This is a genomic window from Serratia sp. JSRIV002 (genome assembly GCF_019968725.1).
Lineage (GTDB): Bacteria > Pseudomonadota > Gammaproteobacteria > Enterobacterales > Enterobacteriaceae > Chania > Chania fonticola_B.
The window spans coordinates 4,539,064-4,560,838 of record NZ_CP074143.1 but is presented as its reverse complement, the minus strand read 5'-3'; the positions used below and the strand labels follow the sequence as shown (position 1 = coordinate 4,560,838).

At 54.2% G+C, this 21,775-nt stretch carries 24 protein-coding genes and 1 pseudogene; 16 read left to right on the top strand and 9 right to left on the bottom strand.

Going from position 1 to position 21,775, the window contains the following annotated elements:
- Positions 1 to 27 precede the first annotated feature (27 nt).
- Positions 28 to 906, bottom strand: a complete 879-nt coding sequence (gene nadK / locus KGP26_RS21445) for an NAD(+) kinase (protein ID WP_021178916.1) — start codon at positions 904 to 906, stop codon at positions 28 to 30.
- A gap of 124 nt (positions 907 to 1,030) precedes the next feature.
- On the opposite strand from nadK, the gene grpE reads away from it, so the two are divergent.
- Positions 1,031 to 1,606: a nucleotide exchange factor GrpE gene (gene grpE, locus KGP26_RS21440; protein ID WP_021807677.1), complete on the top strand. Its 576-nt coding sequence runs from the start codon at positions 1,031 to 1,033 to the stop codon at positions 1,604 to 1,606.
- Between the two features lie 52 nt (positions 1,607 to 1,658).
- Here the strand turns inward: grpE and ung are convergent, their stop codons facing one another.
- Positions 1,659 to 2,342: a uracil-DNA glycosylase gene (gene ung / locus KGP26_RS21435; protein ID WP_021178914.1), complete on the bottom strand. Its 684-nt coding sequence runs from the start codon at positions 2,340 to 2,342 to the stop codon at positions 1,659 to 1,661.
- Positions 2,343 to 2,690: 348 nt separating this feature from the next.
- Between ung and grcA the strand changes: the two genes are divergently transcribed.
- The 3 genes from grcA to KGP26_RS21420 all read left to right on the top strand — a co-directional run bounded on the left by grcA (position 2,691) and on the right by KGP26_RS21420 (position 4,961).
- Entirely contained in the window at positions 2,691 to 3,074 is a 384-nt protein-coding gene (gene grcA / locus KGP26_RS21430; protein WP_021178913.1) for an autonomous glycyl radical cofactor GrcA, read from the top strand.
- A gap of 176 nt (positions 3,075 to 3,250) precedes the next feature.
- Complete coding sequence (locus KGP26_RS21425; RefSeq protein ID WP_223500237.1) at positions 3,251 to 4,213, top strand: phospholipase; 963 nt, start codon at positions 3,251 to 3,253, stop codon at positions 4,211 to 4,213.
- The gene (locus KGP26_RS21420) at positions 4,206 to 4,961 is read left to right on the top strand and encodes an ankyrin repeat domain-containing protein (protein ID WP_223664587.1); all 756 of its coding nucleotides are present in this window, start codon (positions 4,206 to 4,208) and stop codon (positions 4,959 to 4,961) included. Before KGP26_RS21425 ends, KGP26_RS21420 begins: the two co-directional genes overlap by 8 nt.
- Before the next feature lie 51 nt (positions 4,962 to 5,012).
- Here KGP26_RS21420 and srmB read toward each other — a convergent pair whose 3' ends face one another.
- Positions 5,013 to 6,329 carry an ATP-dependent RNA helicase SrmB gene (gene srmB / locus KGP26_RS21415; protein WP_021178910.1) on the bottom strand — a complete coding sequence of 439 codons (1,317 nt, stop codon included), beginning with the start codon at positions 6,327 to 6,329 and terminating at the stop codon, positions 5,013 to 5,015.
- 87 nt (positions 6,330 to 6,416) lie between these two features.
- Here srmB and KGP26_RS21410 point away from each other — a divergent pair, with 87 nt between their 5' ends.
- On the top strand, positions 6,417 to 7,196 hold the full coding sequence (locus KGP26_RS21410; protein WP_209529354.1) for a tRNA1(Val) (adenine(37)-N6)-methyltransferase: 780 nt from the start codon (positions 6,417 to 6,419) through the stop codon (positions 7,194 to 7,196).
- A gap of 4 nt (positions 7,197 to 7,200) precedes the next feature.
- Here KGP26_RS21410 and nadB read toward each other — a convergent pair whose 3' ends face one another.
- Complete coding sequence (nadB, locus tag KGP26_RS21405; protein WP_021807681.1) at positions 7,201 to 8,802, bottom strand: L-aspartate oxidase; 1,602 nt, start codon at positions 8,800 to 8,802, stop codon at positions 7,201 to 7,203.
- A 213-nt stretch (positions 8,803 to 9,015) separates the two neighbouring features.
- Between nadB and rpoE the strand changes: the two genes are divergently transcribed.
- The 4 genes from rpoE to rseC are packed head-to-tail and all read left to right on the top strand — an operon-like array spanning position 9,016 to position 11,707.
- A complete protein-coding gene (gene rpoE / locus KGP26_RS21400; protein WP_012146382.1) occupies positions 9,016 to 9,591 on the top strand; it encodes an RNA polymerase sigma factor RpoE in 576 nt (191 codons plus the stop codon).
- A 30-nt stretch (positions 9,592 to 9,621) separates the two neighbouring features.
- Positions 9,622 to 10,275: an anti-sigma-E factor RseA gene (gene rseA / locus KGP26_RS21395; protein WP_065686636.1), complete on the top strand. Its 654-nt coding sequence runs from the start codon at positions 9,622 to 9,624 to the stop codon at positions 10,273 to 10,275.
- A complete protein-coding gene (rseB, locus tag KGP26_RS21390; protein WP_071683948.1) occupies positions 10,275 to 11,234 on the top strand; it encodes a sigma-E factor regulatory protein RseB in 960 nt (319 codons plus the stop codon). The genes rseA and rseB overlap by 1 nt, the downstream gene beginning before the upstream one ends.
- Positions 11,231 to 11,707: a SoxR-reducing system protein RseC gene (gene rseC, locus KGP26_RS21385; RefSeq protein WP_021807684.1), complete on the top strand. Its 477-nt coding sequence runs from the start codon at positions 11,231 to 11,233 to the stop codon at positions 11,705 to 11,707. Before rseB ends, rseC begins: the two co-directional genes overlap by 4 nt.
- On the opposite strand, the gene KGP26_RS21380 is transcribed toward rseC, so the two are convergent.
- Positions 11,704 to 12,528 (bottom strand): hypothetical protein, encoded by an 825-nt coding sequence (locus KGP26_RS21380; protein WP_166733181.1) that lies wholly within the window; start codon positions 12,526 to 12,528, stop codon positions 11,704 to 11,706. The genes rseC and KGP26_RS21380 overlap by 4 nt on opposite strands.
- 532 nt (positions 12,529 to 13,060) lie before the next feature.
- Here KGP26_RS21380 and lepA point away from each other — a divergent pair.
- The 7 genes from lepA to acpS all read left to right on the top strand — a co-directional run bounded on the left by lepA (position 13,061) and on the right by acpS (position 19,607).
- Complete coding sequence (gene lepA, locus KGP26_RS21375) at positions 13,061 to 14,860, top strand: translation elongation factor 4 (protein ID WP_094982607.1); 1,800 nt, start codon at positions 13,061 to 13,063, stop codon at positions 14,858 to 14,860.
- A gap of 31 nt (positions 14,861 to 14,891) precedes the next feature.
- Positions 14,892 to 15,869 carry a signal peptidase I gene (gene lepB, locus KGP26_RS21370; protein ID WP_021807687.1) on the top strand — a complete coding sequence of 326 codons (978 nt, stop codon included), beginning with the start codon at positions 14,892 to 14,894 and terminating at the stop codon, positions 15,867 to 15,869.
- A gap of 226 nt (positions 15,870 to 16,095) precedes the next feature.
- Positions 16,096 to 16,776, top strand: a complete 681-nt coding sequence (gene rnc / locus KGP26_RS21365; RefSeq protein ID WP_021178901.1) for a ribonuclease III — start codon at positions 16,096 to 16,098, stop codon at positions 16,774 to 16,776.
- Entirely contained in the window at positions 16,773 to 17,681 is a 909-nt protein-coding gene (gene era, locus KGP26_RS21360) for a GTPase Era (RefSeq protein ID WP_094982606.1), read from the top strand. The genes rnc and era overlap by 4 nt, the downstream gene beginning before the upstream one ends.
- A gap of 8 nt (positions 17,682 to 17,689) precedes the next feature.
- On the top strand, positions 17,690 to 18,421 hold the full coding sequence (recO, locus tag KGP26_RS21355) for a DNA repair protein RecO (protein ID WP_021178899.1): 732 nt from the start codon (positions 17,690 to 17,692) through the stop codon (positions 18,419 to 18,421).
- A 74-nt stretch (positions 18,422 to 18,495) separates the two neighbouring features.
- Positions 18,496 to 19,227 carry a pyridoxine 5'-phosphate synthase gene (pdxJ, locus tag KGP26_RS21350; protein WP_071683945.1) on the top strand — a complete coding sequence of 244 codons (732 nt, stop codon included), beginning with the start codon at positions 18,496 to 18,498 and terminating at the stop codon, positions 19,225 to 19,227.
- Positions 19,227 to 19,607 (top strand): holo-ACP synthase, encoded by a 381-nt coding sequence (gene acpS, locus KGP26_RS21345; RefSeq protein ID WP_059201551.1) that lies wholly within the window; start codon positions 19,227 to 19,229, stop codon positions 19,605 to 19,607. The genes pdxJ and acpS overlap by 1 nt, the downstream gene beginning before the upstream one ends.
- Positions 19,608 to 19,802: 195 nt before the next feature.
- Here the strand turns inward: acpS and KGP26_RS21340 are convergent, their stop codons facing one another.
- From KGP26_RS21340 to KGP26_RS21325, 4 genes and pseudogenes are all read right to left on the bottom strand, one after another.
- Positions 19,803 to 20,063, bottom strand: a complete 261-nt coding sequence (locus KGP26_RS21340; RefSeq protein WP_071683942.1) for a YfhL family 4Fe-4S dicluster ferredoxin — start codon at positions 20,061 to 20,063, stop codon at positions 19,803 to 19,805.
- A 77-nt stretch (positions 20,064 to 20,140) separates the two neighbouring features.
- Positions 20,141 to 20,458: a helix-turn-helix domain-containing protein gene (locus KGP26_RS21335; protein ID WP_024484273.1), complete on the bottom strand. Its 318-nt coding sequence runs from the start codon at positions 20,456 to 20,458 to the stop codon at positions 20,141 to 20,143.
- 1 nt (position 20,459) lies between these two features.
- Positions 20,460 to 20,793 (bottom strand): annotated as a pseudogene (locus tag KGP26_RS21330) (type II toxin-antitoxin system RelE/ParE family toxin).
- Positions 20,794 to 20,893: 100 nt separating this feature from the next.
- Positions 20,894 to 21,703: a MurR/RpiR family transcriptional regulator gene (locus KGP26_RS21325; RefSeq protein WP_094982605.1), complete on the bottom strand. Its 810-nt coding sequence runs from the start codon at positions 21,701 to 21,703 to the stop codon at positions 20,894 to 20,896.
- Positions 21,704 to 21,775 lie beyond the last annotated feature (72 nt).

Sequence of the window (21,775 nt, the reverse complement as noted above, 5' to 3'; positions counted from 1 at the left end):
TATACAGTAAAGCCATTGGCGCCATTTTTAGAATAATTTTTTTGACCAGCCCAATTTGGTGCTCAACGTATTGAAATAGCTGTAGTCCTTGGGGTGGATCAGGTTTAAGTGGAAGTCGCTGCGGCGGATCAGTACCTCTTCGCCTTCCTGGATGGGCAGGGCGATCTGGCTGTCGCAGCTGATTTCCAGATCGCTGCCGATATGGGAAAACTTCAGGCGAATGGTGCTGTCACCGTTGATCACCAGCGGCCGGGCGGAAAGCGTGTGCGGGAACATCGGCACCAGCGCGATGGCTTCCAGTGATGGAGTCAGAATGGGCCCGCCAGCGGAAAGCGAGTAGGCGGTAGAACCGGTTGGCGTGGCGATGATCAGGCCATCGGAACGCTGCGAGAAGGCGAAGCGATCGTCAATATAGACTTCGAACTCGATCATGTGCGCCACCTTGCCAGGGTGTAACACCACTTCGTTAATCGCGGTGCTGACGCGGCATTGCTGGTGCTCTTTATGGACGATGGTTTCCAGCAGGAAGCGCTTCTCGTCGATATATTCCCCTTCCAGCACGTCCGCCAACTGCTGGAGTGCGTTGTCCGGGTCGAGATCGGTCAGGAAGCCGAGATTGCCACGGTTTACCCCAATCACCTTGATGTCATAACGCGCCAATACGCGCGCTGCGCCCAGCATGTTACCGTCACCACCCACCACGACGGCAAGATCGGCCCGTTGACCAATCTCCGCCAGGCTGCCGGTATCTACGTCTTTCATACCCAAATCGTGGGCAATCTGGCGTTCAAGGATCACCTTGTAGCCACGGGCAACCAACCATTCGAACAGCATTTCATGAGTAGCCAATGCGGAAGGGTGACGCGGGTGCCCAACAATGCCAATAGATGCAAATTTTTTCTTCATCGCTGCCATTTTCCTCACCAGGGACGGTTTATGCCCCACATTGTGACCGGTTGACTTGAAACCCCGGTTTTGATCCCCATAATAAGCCAAGTTGCGAGATTAATGCTAAAACGCGGAGATATTCATGAGTAGTAAAGAACAGAAGACGCCAAACGAGCAAGCCTCGGAAGAAATGGAACAGCAAGCACAGCACGAGGAAGCCATGGCGGCAGGCGCCGATCTGCGCGATGATCGCATTGCCGAGTTGGAAGCCCAACTGGCTGAAGCTCAGCAACGCGAGCGTGATAGTGTGCTGCGTGCCAAGGCCGAAATGGAAAACGTTCGTCGCCGTAGCGAGCAGGATGTCGAGAAGGCCCACAAATTCGCGCTGGAAAAATTCTCCGGTGATTTGCTGCCGGTGATCGACAACCTGGAGCGTGCGCTGGAGCTGGCGGACAAGAACAACCCTGAACTGGTCGCGATGATCGAAGGGATTGAGCTGACGCTGAAGTCACTGCTGGACGCGGTACGCAAGTACGGCATCGAAGTGGTAGGCGAGCTCAACGTGCCATTCAACCCAGACGTTCACCAGGCGATGAGCCTGATGGAATCAGCCGACCATCAGCCGAACCATGTGATGATGGTGATGCAGAAAGGCTATACGCTGAATGGCCGCCTGCTGCGCCCTGCGATGGTTGCGGTATCCAAAGCCAAGTCTTAATAAGACCTGCTGAGGATAAAGGCACCTTCGTGGTGCCTTTTTTGTGGCTGGATCATTCCTGCGGCAGGTGCGGCACCCAGTCAATCGGTGCCAGGCCTTGTTGTTCCAGTAACTGATTGGTTTGCGAAAAGTGGTGGCAACCCAGGAAACCGCGATGGGCAGAAAGCGGGGAGGGGTGCGGCGCTTTCAACACATGATGGCGCTGGCGGTCGATAAAGCTCCCTTTCTTTTGTGCGTGTGACCCCCACAGCAGGAACACGACACCCTCGCGATTTTCGTTTAGCGCGGCAATAACCTTGTCGGTAAAGGTTTCCCAGCCCAGATTGGCGTGAGAATGCGCGCGGCCACCTTCAACGGTTAATACGGTATTGAGCAGCAGTACGCCTTGCTCGGCCCAGCTTTGCAGGCAGCCGTGTGTCGGGCGTTCAAAGCCGGGGATATCCGTCACCAGCTCTTTGTACATATTGACCAGTGAAGGCGGCGCAGGGATGCCTGGGCGCACGGAAAACGACAGGCCATGGGCCTGGTTCGGGCCGTGATAGGGATCTTGCCCCAGGATCACCACTTTGACGTCTGCCAACTCGGTAAAGCGGAAAGCATTAAACACGTCTTTCTGCGGTGGATAAATGGTCTTACCAGCCTGGCGTTCATTAGCTACAAAGGCGAGTGTATCGAGAAAGTAGGGCTGCTCTTTCTCTTTGCCGATGACGTCGTGCCAGGTGAGGGAGGTAGACATAAGCACTCTCCTTTGTTTTTGTTAGCAATTCATGGTGCATAGCTTACCGTTAACCCCCGCTCGGCGAAACCCGCTTTTTCCATGGGTATGGTGAGCGAGATATACAAATATTTTTGAAAATTTACAAAAATAATTTTAACGAGCAAAAAGGTAAAATTGATATAAAACATAAATTTGCCTCTGCTGCTCATTCGGTTACCCCGTAAAAATTGATTTTAGTCAAAGAATTGACCCGGTTTGACTGGTATACAGAACAACAAGACAACATTGGTTTTACCAAATGGCCGGAAACCACAACCGAGTTTTCGGCGACGTAGAAATTTTTCGCCCTATTACGGAGGCAACAAAATGATTACTGGTATTCAAATCACTAAAGCGAACAATCAAGCACTGGTGAACTCTTTCTGGCTGCTGGATGAAGAGAAATCAGAAGCGCGCTGTGTCTGTGCCAAAGCGGATTACGCGGAAGATCAGATCGTGCCTGTTAGCGAACTGGGCCAGATCGAGTACCGCGAAGTGCCGATGGAAATGCAACCTACCGTGCGCGTAGAAGGTGGTCAGCACCTGAACGTGAACGTGCTGCGCCGTGAAACGCTGGAAGATGCCGTTAAGAACCCAGAAAAATATCCGCAGCTGACCATTCGTGTTTCTGGTTACGCGGTGCGTTTCAACTCACTGACGCCAGAACAGCAACGTGACGTTATCGCACGTACCTTTACCGAAAGCCTGTAATTCTCGGCTAGGTAGACAAAAGGGAGCTTCGGCTCCCTTTTTTAATGCCTTCACGGCAGAAAATAGATTTTGATCACATTAGCTGCAAAAAATAATCATTCCCATTACAGAACTCGTAGGACTCGCCGATAGCTAAATCAGTTCCATTTGGGGCTGTCTATGGATAAGGAGTCTTTATGAGTTTGCCTTTGAGTTTCATCTCGACGATGACGCCCATCACCGAGGTATCTGCTGCGGCACTCCCGGCTCAAGACGCAATAAAACCAGTCCACACCGACGAGCCACAGGTGACAAAAGTTGCTGTGTCGCTCCCCTCTGAAAATAGTCGTAATGCACAAAATCTGTTGGATTCACTGACTCGCGATCTTTCTGCTGCGGTACCTTTGGCCCCAAGGCTGGAGATGTCTCGTGGGCAAGAGTCTCAGCAGGGGGATTACTCTTTGGCGCTATTGGCCAAGGATGTCTACAACCTTACGGGGCAGGGGGCGGAGGGTTTTTCGCGCATGAGTGATAACGATTTGCTGGGTGTTGGCATTGACCCCGCAAGTTTATTGGATACAGCCTCGGGGTTACAGGCGGGTATTTATTCGAATAAGCAGCACTATGTGCTGGCCTTCGCCGGTACTAATGACATGCGCGATTGGCTGAGTAATGTGCGTCAGGCTACGGGGTACGACGATGTGCAGTACAATCATGCTGTGGCAATTGCCAAGAATGCCAAAGCGGCGTTTGGTGACGGGTTAGTGATCACCGGTCATTCGTTGGGGGGAGGGTTGGCAGCAACGGCGGCGCTGGCAACGGGTTCTCTGGCGGTAACATTCAACGCCGCTGGGGTTTCCGATCATACTCTCAACCGTTTCGGTATTAATCCCGCTGCGGCAAAGCAAGATGCAGAATCTGGCGGGATCCGTCGTTACAGTGAACAATACGATATGTTGACGGGGACGCAGGAGTCGACGTCACTGCTTCCCGATGCTATCGGGCATAAAATAACCATTGCCAACAATGAGACTCTGAGCGGCACTGATGCTTGGCGGCCAAGCAAATATTTCGATCGCAGCATGACGGCACATGGCATCGATAAAGTAATCAGTTCAATGGCGGAACAGAAGCCATGGGAGATCAAGGCGAATGCCTAAAAGGTGGTGCAGAGGCTGCTGGATAGCGGCTCTCGTTTTGCCCCTGTTTGGGATCGCTGGGTTATTGATGGTAGCCAAGGAGCACTATATGGAACAGCAAACTTCGCCATTTGCGGGTACCGATATCCTGTCTTTATCACAGGCGGTGGCTGAAGATGACGTTTGGCAAATTAGCCAGCAAGCAACGGCTGTACGGCAACATGTGCGGGGAAATTTGCAGATCACACTGTTGCAGTGGGCGATTCTGCAGCAGAGGCCAGGCAGTGTACAGGCGTTGATACAGGCGGGAGCAGATATTGGGCAGCCTGGTATGGAGGGCAACGGGGCATTGCATACGGCGGCGATGGTTAAGGATGCGCAATATTTACGCTTGCTATTGCAACAGGCTCCCCAGGTTAATATGCGTAATCTGGTCACTGGGGCTACGCCATTAGCCGCCGCTGTGCTGGCGGGGCGGGAGGAGCAGGTGCGTATGCTGTTGAATGCCGGGGCTGATAGTACCTTGAGTGACAGAGTAGGGGATACGCCCTTGCACCTGGCCGCAAAAATCAACGCACCACAGTTGGCGCTGCTGCTGTTACAAACGGGGGCTGACGCAAAGGCACTAAATCAGCAAGGGAGAACGTTCCAGTATTACTTTGCCCAGACGCCAATGCATTTGCAGAATAGAGAGTTGCGTGAGCAGTACCGTCAATTGGAGATCTGGCTCAAAAGTCAGCAATTGGCTGGGCACTATACTCAGCCTTGAAAATAAAAAAACCGCCTTCAAAGTGATGGCGGTTTTTTGATGGCAGAGAGATTATTCTGCGTCTGGTTTGGCTTTTGGCTTGCGGCGCTTACCGACGTTTTTCGCGTCGCGATGGCGTACCTTCACCTTGGCCTTCTCTTTGTTCTTCAGCTTGTCTTCGATGCGCTTGGCCAGCACCTTCTTCGAAGGTTTACCGTTGCTCTTCTCGCTAGGCACCTTGGTGGATGGACGCAGTTCGTCGATCACGCGGGCTTTCAGTGGCTCATTGAGGTAACGCCCCACTTTGCCCAGCAGCAGATGGTCGTGCGCTTCTACCAGCGAAATGGCGGTGCCTTTACGCCCGGCACGGCCAGTACGGCCAATGCGGTGCAGATAGGTATCGGCGGTGCGCGGCATATCGAAGTTGAACACGTGGGTGATATCCAGGATATCCAGCCCGCGTGCTGCAACGTCGGTAGCGACCAGCACGTTGACGCGGCCATCCATCATGCGTTTTACCGCTTCGTTACGCTTGGCCTGCACCATTTCCCCTTCGAGATAGCAGGTGTTGATGCCCGCTTCACGCAGCCAGGCGGCCAGCTCATGCACGCGCTCACGCTTACGTACAAAGATCACTGATTTCTGCACGTCCGGCTGTTGCAACAGATGCACCAGCAGGGCGGTTTTATGCTTCACGTCATCGGCGCGGTAATACCATTGCAGGATCTTTTTACGTTCGCGGCGGGACGGATCGGCTTCAACCTCAACCGGATCTTTCAGGATACGCTCGGCAAACTCGCGGATCGCTTCGCCTTCCAACGTTGCGGAGAACAGCAACGTCTGGGTACGCCAGCGGGTTTCGGCCGAGATGGTCTCGATGTCTTGCGCAAAGCCCATATCGAGCATGCGGTCGGCTTCGTCCAGGATCAGTGTTTCTACCGCACGGCAGTCAAAGTTTTCTTCTTTGATGTATTGCAGCAGGCGGCCGGTGGTAGCAACCACCACGTCCTGGTTTTCGCTAAAGACTTCGGCGTGGTTCATATACGCCACGCCGCCGGTGATGGTGGCGATATCCAGCGAGGTATGCGCAGCCAATTCACGAGCCTGATCGGCCACCTGCATTGCCAGCTCACGCGTCGGGGTGAGGATCAGTACGCGCGGTGGGCCAGACTTCTTGCGTGGGAAATCCAGCAGATGTTGCAGAACCGGCAACAAGAATGCGGCGGTTTTGCCTGTGCCGGTCGGTGCCGAACCTAATACGTCGCGCCCGTCCATGGCTGGCGGGATCGCCTCTGCCTGGATAGCGGTGGGGCGATCGTAGCCTTTATCACGCAAAGCGAGGATCAGGCGCTCATCGAGTTCGAGTTCGGAAAAATTGGTTGCTGTCATTATCTACCTCTACTTGGGGCGCCGATTATAGACGGGATGGCCGCAGGGTTCACCCTTTTTAACTTTTACCCTAAATCAGTTTGCCTTATGCTACGCCAGTTTTGTCTGCTGGTGGCCATTGTGAGTAATCAAAATAAAACAAAATCGACCCCGCGCCGCGGCGGTTTTACCTTTAAACAGTTCTTTGTCGGCCACGATCGTTGTGCGATGAAGGTAGGTACCGATGCGGTTATGCTCGGTGCCTGGGCTAGCGTGGATAACGTGCAGCGGGTGCTGGATATTGGCTGCGGCAGTGGGCTGATCGCCCTGATGTTGGCGCAGCGCACGGCTGGCGAGGCCACCATCGATGCGGTTGAGCTGGATAACGCCGCCGCCTTGCAGGCGCGTGATAACGTGTTTGAGTCACCTTGGCCGCAGAAGATCCAGGTGCACAGCCAGGATATCCATCATTTTGCCCAGCAGCATGCCCATTGTTACGATCTGATCGTCAGCAACCCACCGTATTTTGAGCCTTCTGTTGCCTGCCGCGATCAGGCCCGTACCAACGCCCGCTATACGGAAACGCTGACTCACGACGCTTTGCTGGATAGCGCTGAAAGGTTGATAACTGCGGAGGGCCATTTCTGCGTGGTGCTGCCTTACGAGATTGGTGAAGCTTTTGAAGTGAATGCCCACCAACGTGGCTGGCACACCGCACGACGGCTGAACATCAGCGACCGGGCCGATACGCCAAAGCACCGCTTGATGCTGGCATTAGCGCGCAAACCGGTGGCAAAAGAAGAGGCGGAGTTGGCAATAAAACTGGCGGATGGCAGCTACACCACCGATTTCCGCCAGTTGATTACCGATTTCTATCTGAACTACTGAAGCCTCAGGGTTGCAGAATGGTGGGTTTTGGCTCCGGCAACATGTCCGGGTAATCCAGCGTGTAATGCAGCCCACGGCTTTCCTTGCGCTCCATCGCGCTGCGCACAATCAGTTCCGCCACCTGCACCAGATTACGTAGCTCCAGCAGATTGTTGGAGATGCGGAAGTTGGCGTAATACTCATCGATCTCCTGCTGCAACGTATTGATGCGGCGTAGTGCTCGCTCCAGGCGTTTGGTGGTGCGCACGATCCCGACGTAGTCCCACATAAACAGCCGCAGTTCGTGCCAGTTGTGCTGGATCACTACGCGTTCATCCGAATCATCCACCCGGCTTTCATCCCACTGCGGCAACTGTTTGGCCAGCTTGATGGCAGGCAGGCGCGTCAGAATATCTTCGGCGGCGGACCAACCATAAACCAGGCATTCCAACAGCGAGTTGGATGCCATGCGGTTGGCTCCGTGCAGGCCGGTGTAGCTCACTTCACCAATCGCATACAGGCCGTCCAGGTCGGTACGGCCATGCTGATCGACCATCACGCCGCCGCAGGTGTAATGCGCCGCAGGGACGATCGGGATCGGCTGTTGCGTCAGGTCAAAGCCCAGCGTCATCAGCTTTTCGTGGATCATCGGGAAGTGCTGGGTGATAAATTCCGCCGGTTTGTGGCTGATATCCAGGTACATGCAGTCTGCACCCAGGCGTTTCATCTCATGGTCAATCGCACGAGCGACGATATCACGTGGAGCCAGCTCACCACGCGGATCAAAGTCTGGCATAAAGCGGCTGCCGTCTGGGCGTTTCAGATGGGCACCTTCACCGCGCAGCGCTTCGGTCAGCAGGAAGTTACGTGCCTGCGGGTGGAACAGGCAGGTTGGGTGAAACTGGTTGAATTCCAGATTGGCGACACGACAGCCAGCGCGCCAGGCCATGGCGATACCATCGCCCGAAGAGATGTCCGGGTTGGTGGTATATTGATAAACCTTGGCCGCTCCGCCGGTGGCTAACACCACCGTTTTGGCACGGTAGGTTTCCACCTGCTCCCGCTCACGGTTCCAGACGTAAGCGCCCACTACGCGCTTGGTGCCCGGCAAGCCGATCTTGTTGGAGGTGATCAGGTCGACGGCATTGCGGCGCTCCATCACGCAAATATTGGGGTGAGCACTTGCTTTCGCTACCAGGGTAGTCTCTACTTCTTTGCCGGTGGCGTCGGCGGCGTGCAGGATGCGCCGATGGCTGTGTCCGCCTTCCCGCGTCAGGTGATAGCGTTCTTCACCTTGGGAGTTGGTTTCGGTGTCGAACAGCACACCCTGATCGATCAGCCACTGTACGCAGTGGCGCGCATTGCTGGCAATAAACTCGACGGCGTCTTTGTCACACAGGCCGGCTCCGGCGATCAGCGTGTCATCAACGTGCGAGGCGATGCTGTCCGTTTCATCAAACACCGCGGCGATCCCGCCTTGGGCATAAAAGGTGGCGCCTTCATTGAGCGGACCTTTGCTGAGTACAGTAACCTTGCAATGTTGCGCCAGGCGCAACGCCAGGGAGAGGCCAGCAGCACCGCTACCGACGATCAATACATCGCTAACATGTTCAGATGATGGTTGCATAACGTATGATGTGTGCAGAAGAAGAGTGAAATTCATGTTAGCCTACTTGTCCGGGCAAAAGCCACGGACAAGGTGACATCAACAAAAAAACAATGGCGGTATGGAACTTAGCGTTCCGTATGAACTCCAAGCGAGTGCTTGCTCAGGAAAATAATGTATGGCTGGCGGTACAATTTCACGCGTGGAGATAGATTTGGGGAGAATTTACCTCGGATGAGCGAGCAGTTAACGGATCAGGTTCTGGTTGAGCGGGTCCAAAAGGGCGATCAGAAATCGTTTAACTTACTGGTAATTCGTTACCAGCATAAAGTGGCGAGTCTCGTTTCGCGCTACGTACCACAGGGCGACGTGCCGGATGTGGTGCAGGAGTCGTTTATTAAAGCTTATCGCGCACTGGAGTCGTTCCGTGGCGATAGCGCCTTTTACACCTGGTTGTATCGAATTGCTGTCAATACAGCAAAAAATTATCTGGTTGCTCAGGGCCGGCGCCCACCATCAAGCGATGTGGATGCCAATGATGCCGAAAATTACGAAAGTGCGGGTGCACTGAAAGAAATTTCGAACCCTGAGAACTTAATGTTGTCAGAAGAACTGAGACAGATAGTTTTCCGTACCATTGAGTCACTCCCAGAGGATCTTCGCATGGCGATTACCCTGCGGGAGTTGGATGGTCTAAGCTACGAAGAGATAGCCGCCATCATGGATTGCCCGGTCGGAACCGTACGTTCACGTATTTTCCGTGCTCGGGAGGCTATCGATAATAAAGTTCAACCGCTGATCCAACGTTAGCGATAGCGGACACTGGAAGGGTACTTAGGCATGCAGAAAGAAAAGCTTTCCGCTCTGATGGATGGTGAAATGCTCGACAATGAGCTGCTGAGTTCATTGAGTAAAGATCGGGCGCTTCAACAAAGCTGGCAGAGCTATCACCTAATCCGTGACACGTTACGGGGTGATATCGGGCAAGTCATGCATTTCGATATCGCAGACCGTGTTGCTGCCGCATTGGAAAAAGAGCCCGCTCGTCTGGTTCCTTCGGCAATTCCCGAATCTCAACCGCAACCTCACACCTGGGGTAAACTGCCGTTCTGGCACAAGGTTCGTCCTTGGGCTAGTCAGCTCACTCAAGTCGGCGTCGCCGCTTGTGTTTCTCTGGCAGTGATCGTGGGTGTGCAACAGTACAATCAGCCAACGGCCCAATCAGGCGCGGCTGAAGCACCAGCGTTCAATACGTTGCCAATCATGGGGCAAGCTTCCCCGGTCAGCCTGGGCGTCCCGGCAGACAGTTTCTCAACCGGCAGCGGTCAACAGCAGCAGGTGCAGGAACAGCGTAAGCGTATCAATGCCATGCTGCAGGATTATGAGCTGCAACGCCGTTTGCACTCCGATCAGCTGCAACTTGAACAAAGCAGGCCACAGCAGGCCGCCGTTCAGGTTCCTGGAACTCAGTCTTTAGGAATGCAACAGCAGTAATGAAGCAAATCTGGTTCTCCGTTTGTCTTTTAACGGGCAGCCTGCTCAATTCAAATATCGCCTCGGCGCAGGAACCTGCGTCCGGGGCGTTATTGCAACAAATGAGCAGTGCCAGCCGTTCACTCAACTATGAACTCGCCTATATCAGCATCAGCAAGCAGGGGATAGAGTCGCTACGCTATCGCCATGCGGTGATCGATAAGCAGCCCCTTGGGCAGTTGCTGCATATGGACGGCCCTCGTCGGGAAGTGCTGCAACGTGGCGGTGGGATCAGCTATTTTGAGCCTGGTCTGGAACCGTTCACGCTGTCTGGCGATCACATCGTCGACGCCTTGCCCGCCATCGTGTTTGCCGATTTTGACTATCTGGCGAAATACTACGACTTCATCTCCGTTGGCCGTACCCGCATTTCCGACCGGCCTTGTGACGTTTACCGCGTCGTGGCTCGTGACGGCTCCCGTTACAGCTATGTGGTCTGGATGGATATGGAGACCAAGCTGCCGCTACGGGTCGATTTACTCGATCGTGATGGCGAAACGCTGGAACAGTATCGGGTCATCTCGGTCGTGGTGGGCGATCAGGTGAAAAACGTCATGCAACCTTTGCTCAAGGCCAATCTGCCACCGCTGTTGACCTTACCTGCGGCTGAAGACGTTAAGCTGGCCTGGAATGCCGGTTGGTTGCCCGCGGGCGTTAACGAGGTGGCGCGTAATCGCCGCAAGTTACCGAATGTGGCGGTGCCGGTTGAATCGCGGCTTTATAGCGATGGCTTGTTCAGCTTCTCGGTTAACGTCAGCCCTTCGGGCAGCAATACCAGCCAACAGTTTTATCGTCAGGGCCGCCGCACCATCCAAACCGAAATTCGTAATGGCAATGAAATTACCGTGGTTGGGGAATTACCTCCTTCAACGGCGAAACGCATTGCCGACAGCATTACTTTCAAGGTAGCGCCGCAATGATGAAAGAGTGGGCCACGGTGATCTCGTGGCAACAGGGTGTGGCACAGCTGCGTTGTGAGCCTAAAGCCGGCTGTGGCAGCTGTACCGCACGTTCTGGCTGCGGTGCTCGCGCGTTCGACGAACTGGTGCCTGAAAGTGAACATCACCTGCAGGTGGCAATCGCCCAGCCTCTGGAACCCGGCCAGCGCGTCGAAGTCGGTATCGCCGAAGGCAGCCTGTTGCGCTCGGCGATGCTGGTCTATCTGACCCCGTTATTAGGCATGATGCTAGGCGGTGGCCTGCTGCAATGGTGGTTGGGCAGTGACGCTGCGGCGGCACTCGGTGGGATTTTAGGGGGCGGCCTCGCTTTCCTGATCGCACGCGCATTGGCAAAACGCCTCGGCGAACAGGCCAATTATCAACCCGTGGTGCTACAAATCGGTTTGCCGCCCGGTGCCTTGCGGTTGAATACTGAAACCGAATCCCCGATTTAATACGGCGGCCGCGTCATCGCCGGGTTGTTATAGGCGGGGATGCGGTTGTTGATCATATGCTCCATCAGCGCAATAAACAGATCGGCGCTGAACAGCGAGTCATAACCCAGCGAAAACAGCTCATTACCTTGTAGATCCAGCAAACGAAGGGTGCCTCGCTGCAGATTGCTTTCCAGCCGGTGGATCTTTTCGATCTGAACCTGCGCCTGGGCGATACTCAGCGTCGTAGCGCTAAGCCGTAATGTTTGAGTCGGCTTCTCTTGCCACGAACCAAGCCAGCCCCTACCGCTAATGAGATAGCCGAAGGTCAATATTTCCCCCTGATAAAGCGAATTTAATGCCAGCGGGCCGCGTTGCTGGATCTGTTGCTGGATCAGGGTTTCAATCAGCTGCCGGGAGTGAGAGATATTGCTCTTGATGCTGTACCAGAACCCCGCCTCCGAGGTGCGAAACGCCATATTGTCGTTCAGCCCGCCAAGCAGCCTGCTACCGCGAGAATGGTAGATATCGGCAATCTTTTCAAACGCAATAAACCGTTCTTTATGACTGTGGTGATCCAGCACGCGCACGCCGTGCTCATACAGACGATAGGTAAGCATTGGCCGCAGATAATGGCGCAATGCCAACAAAGTCGTGCCTAACAGAATGGTTGCCGCGCCGGCTTGCAGTAAGGCCAGAACGTGAGGATCTTCCATGTTGCTCAATAACGGCATTAATAACAGCGCCGCACCGAGTGTGAACAGCAGAGTTACCGCTGCCAAAATGCCCCAGTTGACCTTGGAAAAATCGTGCCGGCTCAGCATTTGCCCTTTATCGATCATGATAAACCTTCCAATCAATGTTCAGAGGAGATGCTGGTGAACTCTGGTGGGCTTGCCGATGTCGTAGTGCCCTGAAGTCTGTTTTTATCCAAAGTTCTTGCCACTTGTAACCGAGGGGCAAAGGAGCGTATATCAGGTTTATCCTAAAGCGGTTGCGTTGTGATTTAACTGTAAGTTATTGATAAAAATATTATTTATTAAAAAATTAAGATTGGGTTTATTGCGTAATCGCGTAATATGTATTACCACCGGGTAAATAGTGTCTGGCCAAGAGGATTGGCGCAATTAACCCACAATTTTTATCAGGCCTTCGCCGCGTTAATATCTGCTTTCATCAACTGCGGCGCGTTGTAACACTAAACTACGTATAATCGAATAGCTTCCCGACACCGATTGCTAGGTTTTCAGTGTTGTGGCATGTAGAATGCTGCGATTCAGGCGAAAAATAGCCGACCCATTCACCGTCGCTTTATGTCCATGCGGGTTCCATAGGCGAGTAATTCAGAAATACCAAGGCAGAAAAACTAATTAAATGAAACACATAAGAAATTTTTCTATCATTGCCCATATTGACCACGGTAAGTCGACGCTGTCTGACCGTATTATCCAAATCTGCGGCGGCCTGACCGAACGTGAAATGGCCGCACAGGTACTGGATTCTATGGATCTGGAACGTGAGCGTGGTATTACCATCAAAGCGCAGAGCGTAACGCTCGACTATAAAGCCAATGATGGGCAGGTTTACCACCTCAACTTTATCGACACCCCTGGGCACGTTGACTTCTCCTATGAGGTTTCCCGCTCACTGGCCGCCTGTGAAGGCGCATTGCTGGTGGTGGATGCCGGGCAGGGCGTAGAAGCCCAGACCTTGGCCAACTGCTATACCGCACTGGACATGGATCTTGAAGTGGTGCCGGTGTTGAACAAGATCGACCTGCCTGCCGCCGATCCGGATCGCGCCGCACAGGAAATCGAAGATATCGTGGGCATTGATGCGACTGACGCGGTGCGCTGCTCGGCAAAAACCGGCGTTGGCGTGCCTGAAGTGCTGGAGCGTCTGGTGCGTGATATCCCGCCACCAGAAGGTGATGCGGATGCTCCGCTGCAGGCGCTGATCATCGATTCCTGGTTTGATAACTACCTTGGCGTTGTCTCCCTGATCCGCGTGAAAAACGGCACCCTGCGCAAGGGCGATAAAGTTAAGGTCATGAGCACCGGCCAAACTTATAACGCCGACCGCCTGGGGATCTTCACCCCGAAACGTGTCGATCGCGACGTGCTGAACTGTGGCGAAGTGGGCTGGTTGGTCTGCGCCATTAAAGATATCCTCGGCGCGCCAGTGGGCGATACCTTGACGCTGGCTCGCCAGCCGGCAGATAAAATGCTGCCAGGCTTCAAAAAAGTGAAGCCACAGGTGTATGCCGGCCTGTTCCCGATCAGTTCCGACGATTATGAAGCCTTCCGCGATGCGCTGGGCAAGCTGAGCCTGAACGATGCCTCCCTGTTCTATGAACCAGAAAGCTCTACCGCGTTGGGCTTTGGTTTCCGCTGTGGCTTCCTGGGTCTGCTGCACATGGAGATCATTCAGGAGCGTCTGGAGCGTGAATACGATCTGGAGCTGATCACTACGGCACCTACGGTAGTGTATGAAGTCGAAACCACCGGCAATGAAACCATCTACGTCGACAGCCCTTCCAAGCTGCCGCCGTTGAATAACATCGCTGAACTGCGTGAGCCGATTGCAGAGTGTCACATGCTGATGCCGCAGGAATATCTGGGCAACGTGATCACGCTGTGTATCGAGAAGCGTGGCGTACAGACCAACATGGTTTACCACGGTAACCAGGTGGCGCTGACCTACGAAATTCCAATGGCCGAAGTGGTGCTAGACTTCTTTGACCGTTTGAAATCTACCTCGCGCGGTTACGCCTCGCTGGACTATAACTTCAAACGTTTCCAGGCCTCGGACATGGTGCGCGTTGACGTGTTGATCAACAACGAACGCGTAGATGCGCTGGCGCTGATCACTCACCGTGATAACGCACAGTATCGTGGCCGTGAACTGGTCGAGAAAATGAAAGAGCTGATCCCACGCCAGCAATTTGATATTGCTATCCAGGCGGCGATCGGCACGCATATCATCGCTCGTTCTACGGTGAAACAGCTGCGTAAAAACGTGTTGGCCAAGTGCTACGGCGGCGACGTCAGCCGTAAGAAGAAGCTGCTGCAGAAGCAGAAAGACGGTAAAAAACGCATGAAGCAGGTGGGTAACGTTGAGTTGCCGCAGGAAGCGTTCCTGGCCATTCTGCACGTGGGTAAAGACAGTAAGTAAGAGCGAAAGCTCGCGTAACTAGGGAGTTTGCATGGCGAATATGTTTGCCTTGATCCTGGCGATTGCCACTTTGGTGACCGGGATCATCTGGTGCTTTGAGCGCTTTAAATGGGCGCCGGCACGCCGGGCGAAAATCGCGGCGGTCAATGCACAGGCGGCCGGTACGGTCGACGAAGCGGCCTTGGCGAAAGTGGCAAGGCAGCCGGGCTGGGTTGAAACCGGGGCTTCGGTGTTCCCGGTATTGCTGTTGGTGTTTGTGGTGCGTTCGTTTATTTACGAACCGTTCCAGATCCCTTCAGGCTCAATGATGCCGACGCTGTTGATTGGTGATTTCATTCTGGTGGAAAAATTTGCCTACGGCGTAAAGGATCCGATCACCCAGACTACGCTAATTGAAACCGGTCATCCCAAGCGCGGTGATATTGCGGTATTTAAATATCCACGCGACACCAAACTGGATTATATCAAGCGCGTGATTGGCGTACCTGGCGATCGCGTGACCTATGATCCGGTGAATAAGCGCGTGACGGTGCAAGAGTCCTGTAATAGTGGCCAGGCGTGTGATACCGCATTGGCGGTCACCTACAGCGATATGCAACCGAGCGATTTTGTGCAGATGTTTACCCGCAGCGGCATGGGCGAAACCAGCAACGGTTTCTTCCAGATCCCTCTGACGGATAATGTGCCACAGGGCGGTATTCGCCTTGGTGAGCGCAAGGAAACTCTGGGCAACGTAACTCACCGTATTCTGACTGTGCCCGGCGCACAAGATCAGGTCGGCGCTTACTATCAGCAGCCAGGCCAACAGTTGGGCGAGTGGGTAGTACCGGCCGGCCATTACTTCATGATGGGCGATAACCGCGATAATAGTGCAGACAGCCGTTATTGGGGATTCGTGCCTGAGAAGAATCTGGTAGGTAAAGCCACGGCGATCTGGATGAGTTTTGAAAAGCAGGAAGGTGAATGGCCAACGGGCGTCAGATTGAGCCGTATCGGTGGTATTCACTAATAGCGTTTTACAAACTGCAGCCAATTAGGCTGCAGTTTGACAGGCAATGGGTCTATATAAACGCAGCAATATATTTCCACTCGTTGTAGAATAGCCCCTCGAGCGATAAAAGTTGGCCCCTTTTGGGCGCCACTGCAAACGAAACAGCTTTGGATTGGCTTTTGGCAAAGCAGGCCTGTTCCGTATGCTGCAAGTTTTTGACGCATTCTTGATCTATTGGTAACTCATGAACCCCATCGTAATAAACAGGCTGCAGCGGAAGCTGGGCTACACTTTTCAACAGCAGGAGCTCTTACTGCAAGCGTTAACTCACCGTAGCGCCAGCAGTAAACACAATGAACGTCTCGAGTTTCTGGGTGATTCGATCCTTAGTTTTGTCATCGCCAATGCGCTCTACCAGCGTTTTCCTCGCGTAGACGAAGGAGACATGAGCCGCATGCGTGCCACGCTGGTGCGGGGCAATACGTTGGCGGAGATGGCGCGCGAATTCGACCTGGGCGAATGTTTGCGTCTTGGGCCGGGCGAGCTGAAAAGTGGTGGATTCCGCCGCGAGTCGATCCTGGCGGATACGGTGGAGGCACTGATTGGCGGTGTGTTCCTGGATAGCGATATTCAAAACGTCGAGCGCCTGATTTTGGACTGGTATCGTAGCCGGTTGGACGAAATCAGCCCCGGTGATAAGCAGAAAGACCCGAAAACTCGTTTGCAGGAGTTTTTACAAGGTCGTCATCTGCCATTGCCAACATATCTGGTGGTGCAGGTTCGCGGTGAGGCGCACGATCAGGAGTTTACTATCCACTGTCAGGTGAGTGGTTTGAGCGAGCCCGTCGTGGGTACCGGTTCAAGCCGCCGTAAAGCCGAGCAGGCGGCAGCGGAACAAGCGCTGAAAAAGCTGGAGCTTGAATGAGCGAAGAAAAACAATACTGCGGTTTTATTGCGATCGTAGGTCGTCCCAACGTGGGCAAATCCACGTTGCTGAACCAACTGCTGGGGCAAAAAGTCTCCATCACCTCGCGTAAACCACAGACGACCCGTCACCGCATTATGGGTATCGATACCGATGGCGCTTATCAGGCCATTTACGTCGACACCCCGGGTCTGCATATCGAAGAAAAGCGTGCCATCAACCGTTTGATGAACCGCGCGGCCAGCAGCTCAATCGGCGACGTCGAGCTGGTGATCTTCGTCGTGGAAGGCACCAACTGGACTGCCGATGATGAAATGGTGGTCAACAAACTGCGCGGCCTGAAAAGCCCGGTTCTGCTGGCGATCAACAAGGTCGACAACGTTACCGACAAATCCAAGCTGTTGCCGCACATTGCGTTCCTCAGCCAGCAGATGAACTTCCTGGATGTGGTACCGATCTCTGCCGAAAAAGGCATGAACGTGGACACTATCGCGGCTATCGCACGCAAAGTGTTGCCGGAAGCGGAACACCACTTCCCGGACGATTACATCACTGACCGTTCCCAGCGCTTTATGGCGTCGGAAATCATCCGTGAAAAGCTGATGCGTTTCCTGGGTGAGGAACTGCCTTACTCGGTGACGGTCGAGATCGAACAGTTTGTACCGAATGAGCGCGGTGGTTACGACGTGCACGGTCTGATCCTGGTTGAGCGTGAAGGCCAGAAGAAGATGGTGATCGGCAACAAAGGTTCGAAGATCAAGACCATCGGTATTGAAGCCCGTCAGGACATGGAACAGATGTTTGAAGCCAAAGTGCATCTGGAGCTGTGGGTGAAAGTGAAATCGGGCTGGGCGGACGACGAACGTGCGCTGCGTAGCCTGGGCTATACCGACGACCTGAAGTAATACCGCCTATGGATGGCTGGGAGCGCGCTTTCGTCCTGCATGGGCGGCCCTTTAGTGAAACCAGCCTGATGCTGGACCTGTTCACGGAAGGTCATGGGCGGGTGCGCTTGCTGGCGAAAGGCGCACGCAGTCGCCGTTCCAATCTGAAGGGTTGCTTGCAACCCTTTACTCCTCTGTTAGTACGCTGGGGCGGTCGTGGCGAAGTTAAAACGCTGCGCGGTGCCGAAGCGGTCTCCCTCGGTTTACCCCTCAGCGGCATGATGCTTTACAGCGGTCTTTACGTGAATGAACTGTTGTCACGGGTGCTGGAGCAGGAAGGCAACTATTCGGTGTTGTTCTTCGATTATCTGCAATGCTTACAGGCCCTGGCAGCGGAAGACAGCTCCCCTGAGCATGCCCTGCGGCAGTTCGAATTGGCGCTGTTAGGGCACTTGGGTTACGGGCTGGATTTCCTCCATTGTGCTGGCAGCGGTGAGCCGGTGGATGATGGCATGACCTATCGCTATCGGGAAGAAAAAGGCTTTATCGCCAGCCTGGTGGTGGATCATTACAGCTTTACCGGCCGTGAACTCCGCGCCCTGGATGAACGCCAATTCCCCGATGCAGAAACCCTGCGTGCAGCCAAGCGCTTTACCCGCATGGCGCTAAAACCCTATCTCGGCGGTAAGCCGCTCAAGAGCCGTGAACTGTTTCGCCAGTTCGTGCGCAAACAACCCGATACCCCCGTCGACGAAGCCTAAGCGGTTTCTGCTTTTGCCGTTTTGCCCACCCGTGTAAACTGCTGCTACTGAAAATGACTTAGTAGAGGGTTGTCATGGCTGATTTACTGCTGGGCGTCAATATCGATCATATTGCCACGTTACGTAACGCGCGTGGCACCAATTACCCGGATCCGGTGCAGGCGGCATTTATTGCCGAGCAGGCGGGGGCCGATGGCATCACCGTTCACCTGCGTGAAGATCGCCGTCATATCACCGACCGCGACGTGCGTATCCTGCGCCAAACCATCCAGACCCGTATGAACCTGGAAATGGCCGTCACCGATGAAATGCTGGATATCGCCATTGAGCTGAAACCTCAATTTTGTTGTCTGGTGCCGGAAAAGCGTCAGGAAGTGACCACCGAAGGCGGGCTGGACGTGGCCGGGCAGCAGGACAAAATGGCCGTGGCGGTTGAACGCCTGGCGCAGGCTGGCATTTTGGTTTCGTTGTTTATCGATGCCGATCACCGTCAGATCGACGCGGCGGTAGCCGTAGGTGCACCTTATATCGAGATCCATACCGGTGCCTATGCCGAAGCGCAGGGCGATCTGGCCGTGCAAGCCGAGCTCAAGCGTATTGCCAAAGCGGCTACCTACGCGGCCAGCAAAGGCCTGAAGGTGAATGCGGGACACGGTTTGACCTATCATAACGTGCAGCCGATCGCCGCGCTGCCAGAGATGCATGAGCTGAATATCGGCCATGCCATTATTGGCCAGGCGGTGATGAGCGGTTTACCGGCGGCGGTGGCTGACATGAAGCTGCTGATGCGGGAAGCGCGTCGCTAATGGCGGTACTGGGCTTGGGAACCGACATCGTGGAGATGGCGCGTATCGAAGCGGTGGTGGAACGCAGCGGCGATCGCCTGGCTCGCCGGGTGTTAAGCCCGGCCGAATGGGAGGTGTATCAACAACATCAGCAGCCGGTACGCTTCCTGGCGAAACGTTTTGCGGTCAAAGAGGCCGCCGCCAAGGCGTTCGGCACCGGCATCCGCAACGGCCTGGCGTTCAATCAGTTCGAAGTGTTCAATGATGCCCTGGGTAAACCCAATATCCGGCTGCATGAACGTGCAGCCGAGCTGGCGCAGGAGATGGGGGTCAAGTCGATCCACGTTTCTTTGGCGGATGAACGCCGCTATGCCTGTGCTACGGTGATCATCGAGGGGTAATTGCCCAGAGTGGTTGCCAGGTGCCGGAGACAATCTACTCCCCTCATCCCAACCTTCTCCCACAGGGAGAAGGAGCTAGTTAGGCGTTGCCGTCTGTTACAGAAGTCAGTCTGTGGCACATTCGTTGGAAGAGCAAAGGTGAGCTCAATAACGATAAATAGCTCGATCGGCCCCCTTTGGGAGAGGGCATTGAACTCACAGACTATCGGCATGGTGCAGCACGACAAACTTGTCCCACAGCTGTTCCTGGTTCTCTACGTGCTGCGGATCGGTAATGATGGTGTTATCGATCGGGCACACCTGCTGGCAGGTTGGGGTCTCGTAATGCCCCACACATTCGGTGCAGCGGTTGGCATCGATCTGATAAATCTCATCCCCCATCGAAATCGCCTGGTTCGGGCATTCCGGCTCGCACATATCGCAGTTGATACATTTTTTGGTAATCAATAAAGCCATATCAATAAGTTACTCATTTAATCTTTTAAAATAAGCACTGGTTCGGTCAGCCGGTTTAACGGGGGTGCTTATTACTGTCAGGCAAACACCACTTTAAGACTGCCGGGTGTCCGGCGTGGCTTGCCTACCACAATTTGTACATCACGCCCTAAGCGGGTCAGGCATTCTAGCATTTTGGCTTCGCTGATGCCCCGGAACTGGCCGCGCAACAGATTAGACAGCTTGGGCTGTGTCATCCCCAGGAGCTTTGCTGCCTGCTCTTGTGTCAGACGGCGACTTTTGATGATGTCGCCAATTGTGCTGGCAAGTTGGGCTTTAACCTGCATTTCTTCAGCGCCGTCGCTGCCAATATCGGCATAAACGTTGCCGCTGCTGACTTCGATATCTTGGCTCATACTATGTCCCTCTGGCATGATTTTCTGCGGCTTTCAGTCGTTCACGGATTTTGTCCATATCTGGTTTCGGTGTGGCGATCCCGGCTGAAGACTTTTTCTGGAATGCGTGCAGAACATACACGGCATCACCAAACTTAACGGTATAGACTGCACGATAAGTATCAGTAAGAAAGTCTTAGTACTCCTGCCCCACCAAACCCTCTTAAGGGTTTCGTCTGGGAATGCTTACCACCTGCCTGCGCCAAGTGTAGAGCATAGCCGAAAACATCCTGAACCTCTTCGGGTAATGACTGGAGGTCTTTCTTACTGCTACCAACCCAATATAGTGGCTTCATCCGCGTTATCCATGCGTCAAATTATACCTATATGGATATAATTTAACATGACCAATGGTCGATTTATACTCAGAAAGCGAAAGAAGTTGATTTGATTAGTTCATACCACGTGTCCAACCGGCTCGTGCTGGAGCAGAGCCATAAACAGCAGGTCGGTCAGGGCGAACTGCGCGGTGCTGGAAGATATTGCCGCGCTGCGGATATTGGGCTCTTGCGCAATGGTATAAAGGCAGTGATCGGCCCGTTGCTGTAGGCCATTAGGTGAGAAGCTGGTCAGTGCCAACACCTTGGCTCCGGCAACACGCGCTTCTTCGGCAGCCAGGTTGATCTCCCGCCGTTCACCGCTAAACGAGATCGCCAGCAGCAGATCCTCCCTACTCAGCGCCTTTATCGTCGCCAGTTGAACGTACATATCCGCTTCTGCCACCGCCATCACGCCAATCTTTAGCAGCTTGAACGACAGGTCTTTGGCCACTAGTCCGGAAGCCCCGATGCCGACCAAGATCACCCGCCGCGCCGCGCGCAGCATCTCCAGGGCGGTAAGCAGCCGCTGTTCACTGTTGATATCCAGGGTAGCTCGTAATGCGGCCTGCTTTTCCAGTAGCAATTTCTCACCGACGGTTTTGAGCGGATCGCTGCTGAGGATGTGATTATGGACCGTCACCACCGGTGCGACCTGCGGTTGAGCCAGCACCTCACCCAATGCCAGCTTCAGCGCTGGAAATCCCTTGTAGCCCAGTTTCTGGGCGAACTTGACCACGCTCGATTGGCTGACACCGGCCAACTGGGCCAGCTTTTGTGAGCTGAGGTGGCGGGCCTGTTCGGCGTTATCCAACAGAAAGTCCGCCAGTTTGCGATCGTTTTGTGCCAGCGATGGGTAAATCTGACGAATGCGAAGAAGGGTACTCATGGTTTTTTCCTTTGAGCCAGCCAGCATTCTGCCATGCCGGTGGCAAAACGGGCAGCAATCATTTTTGCGAGC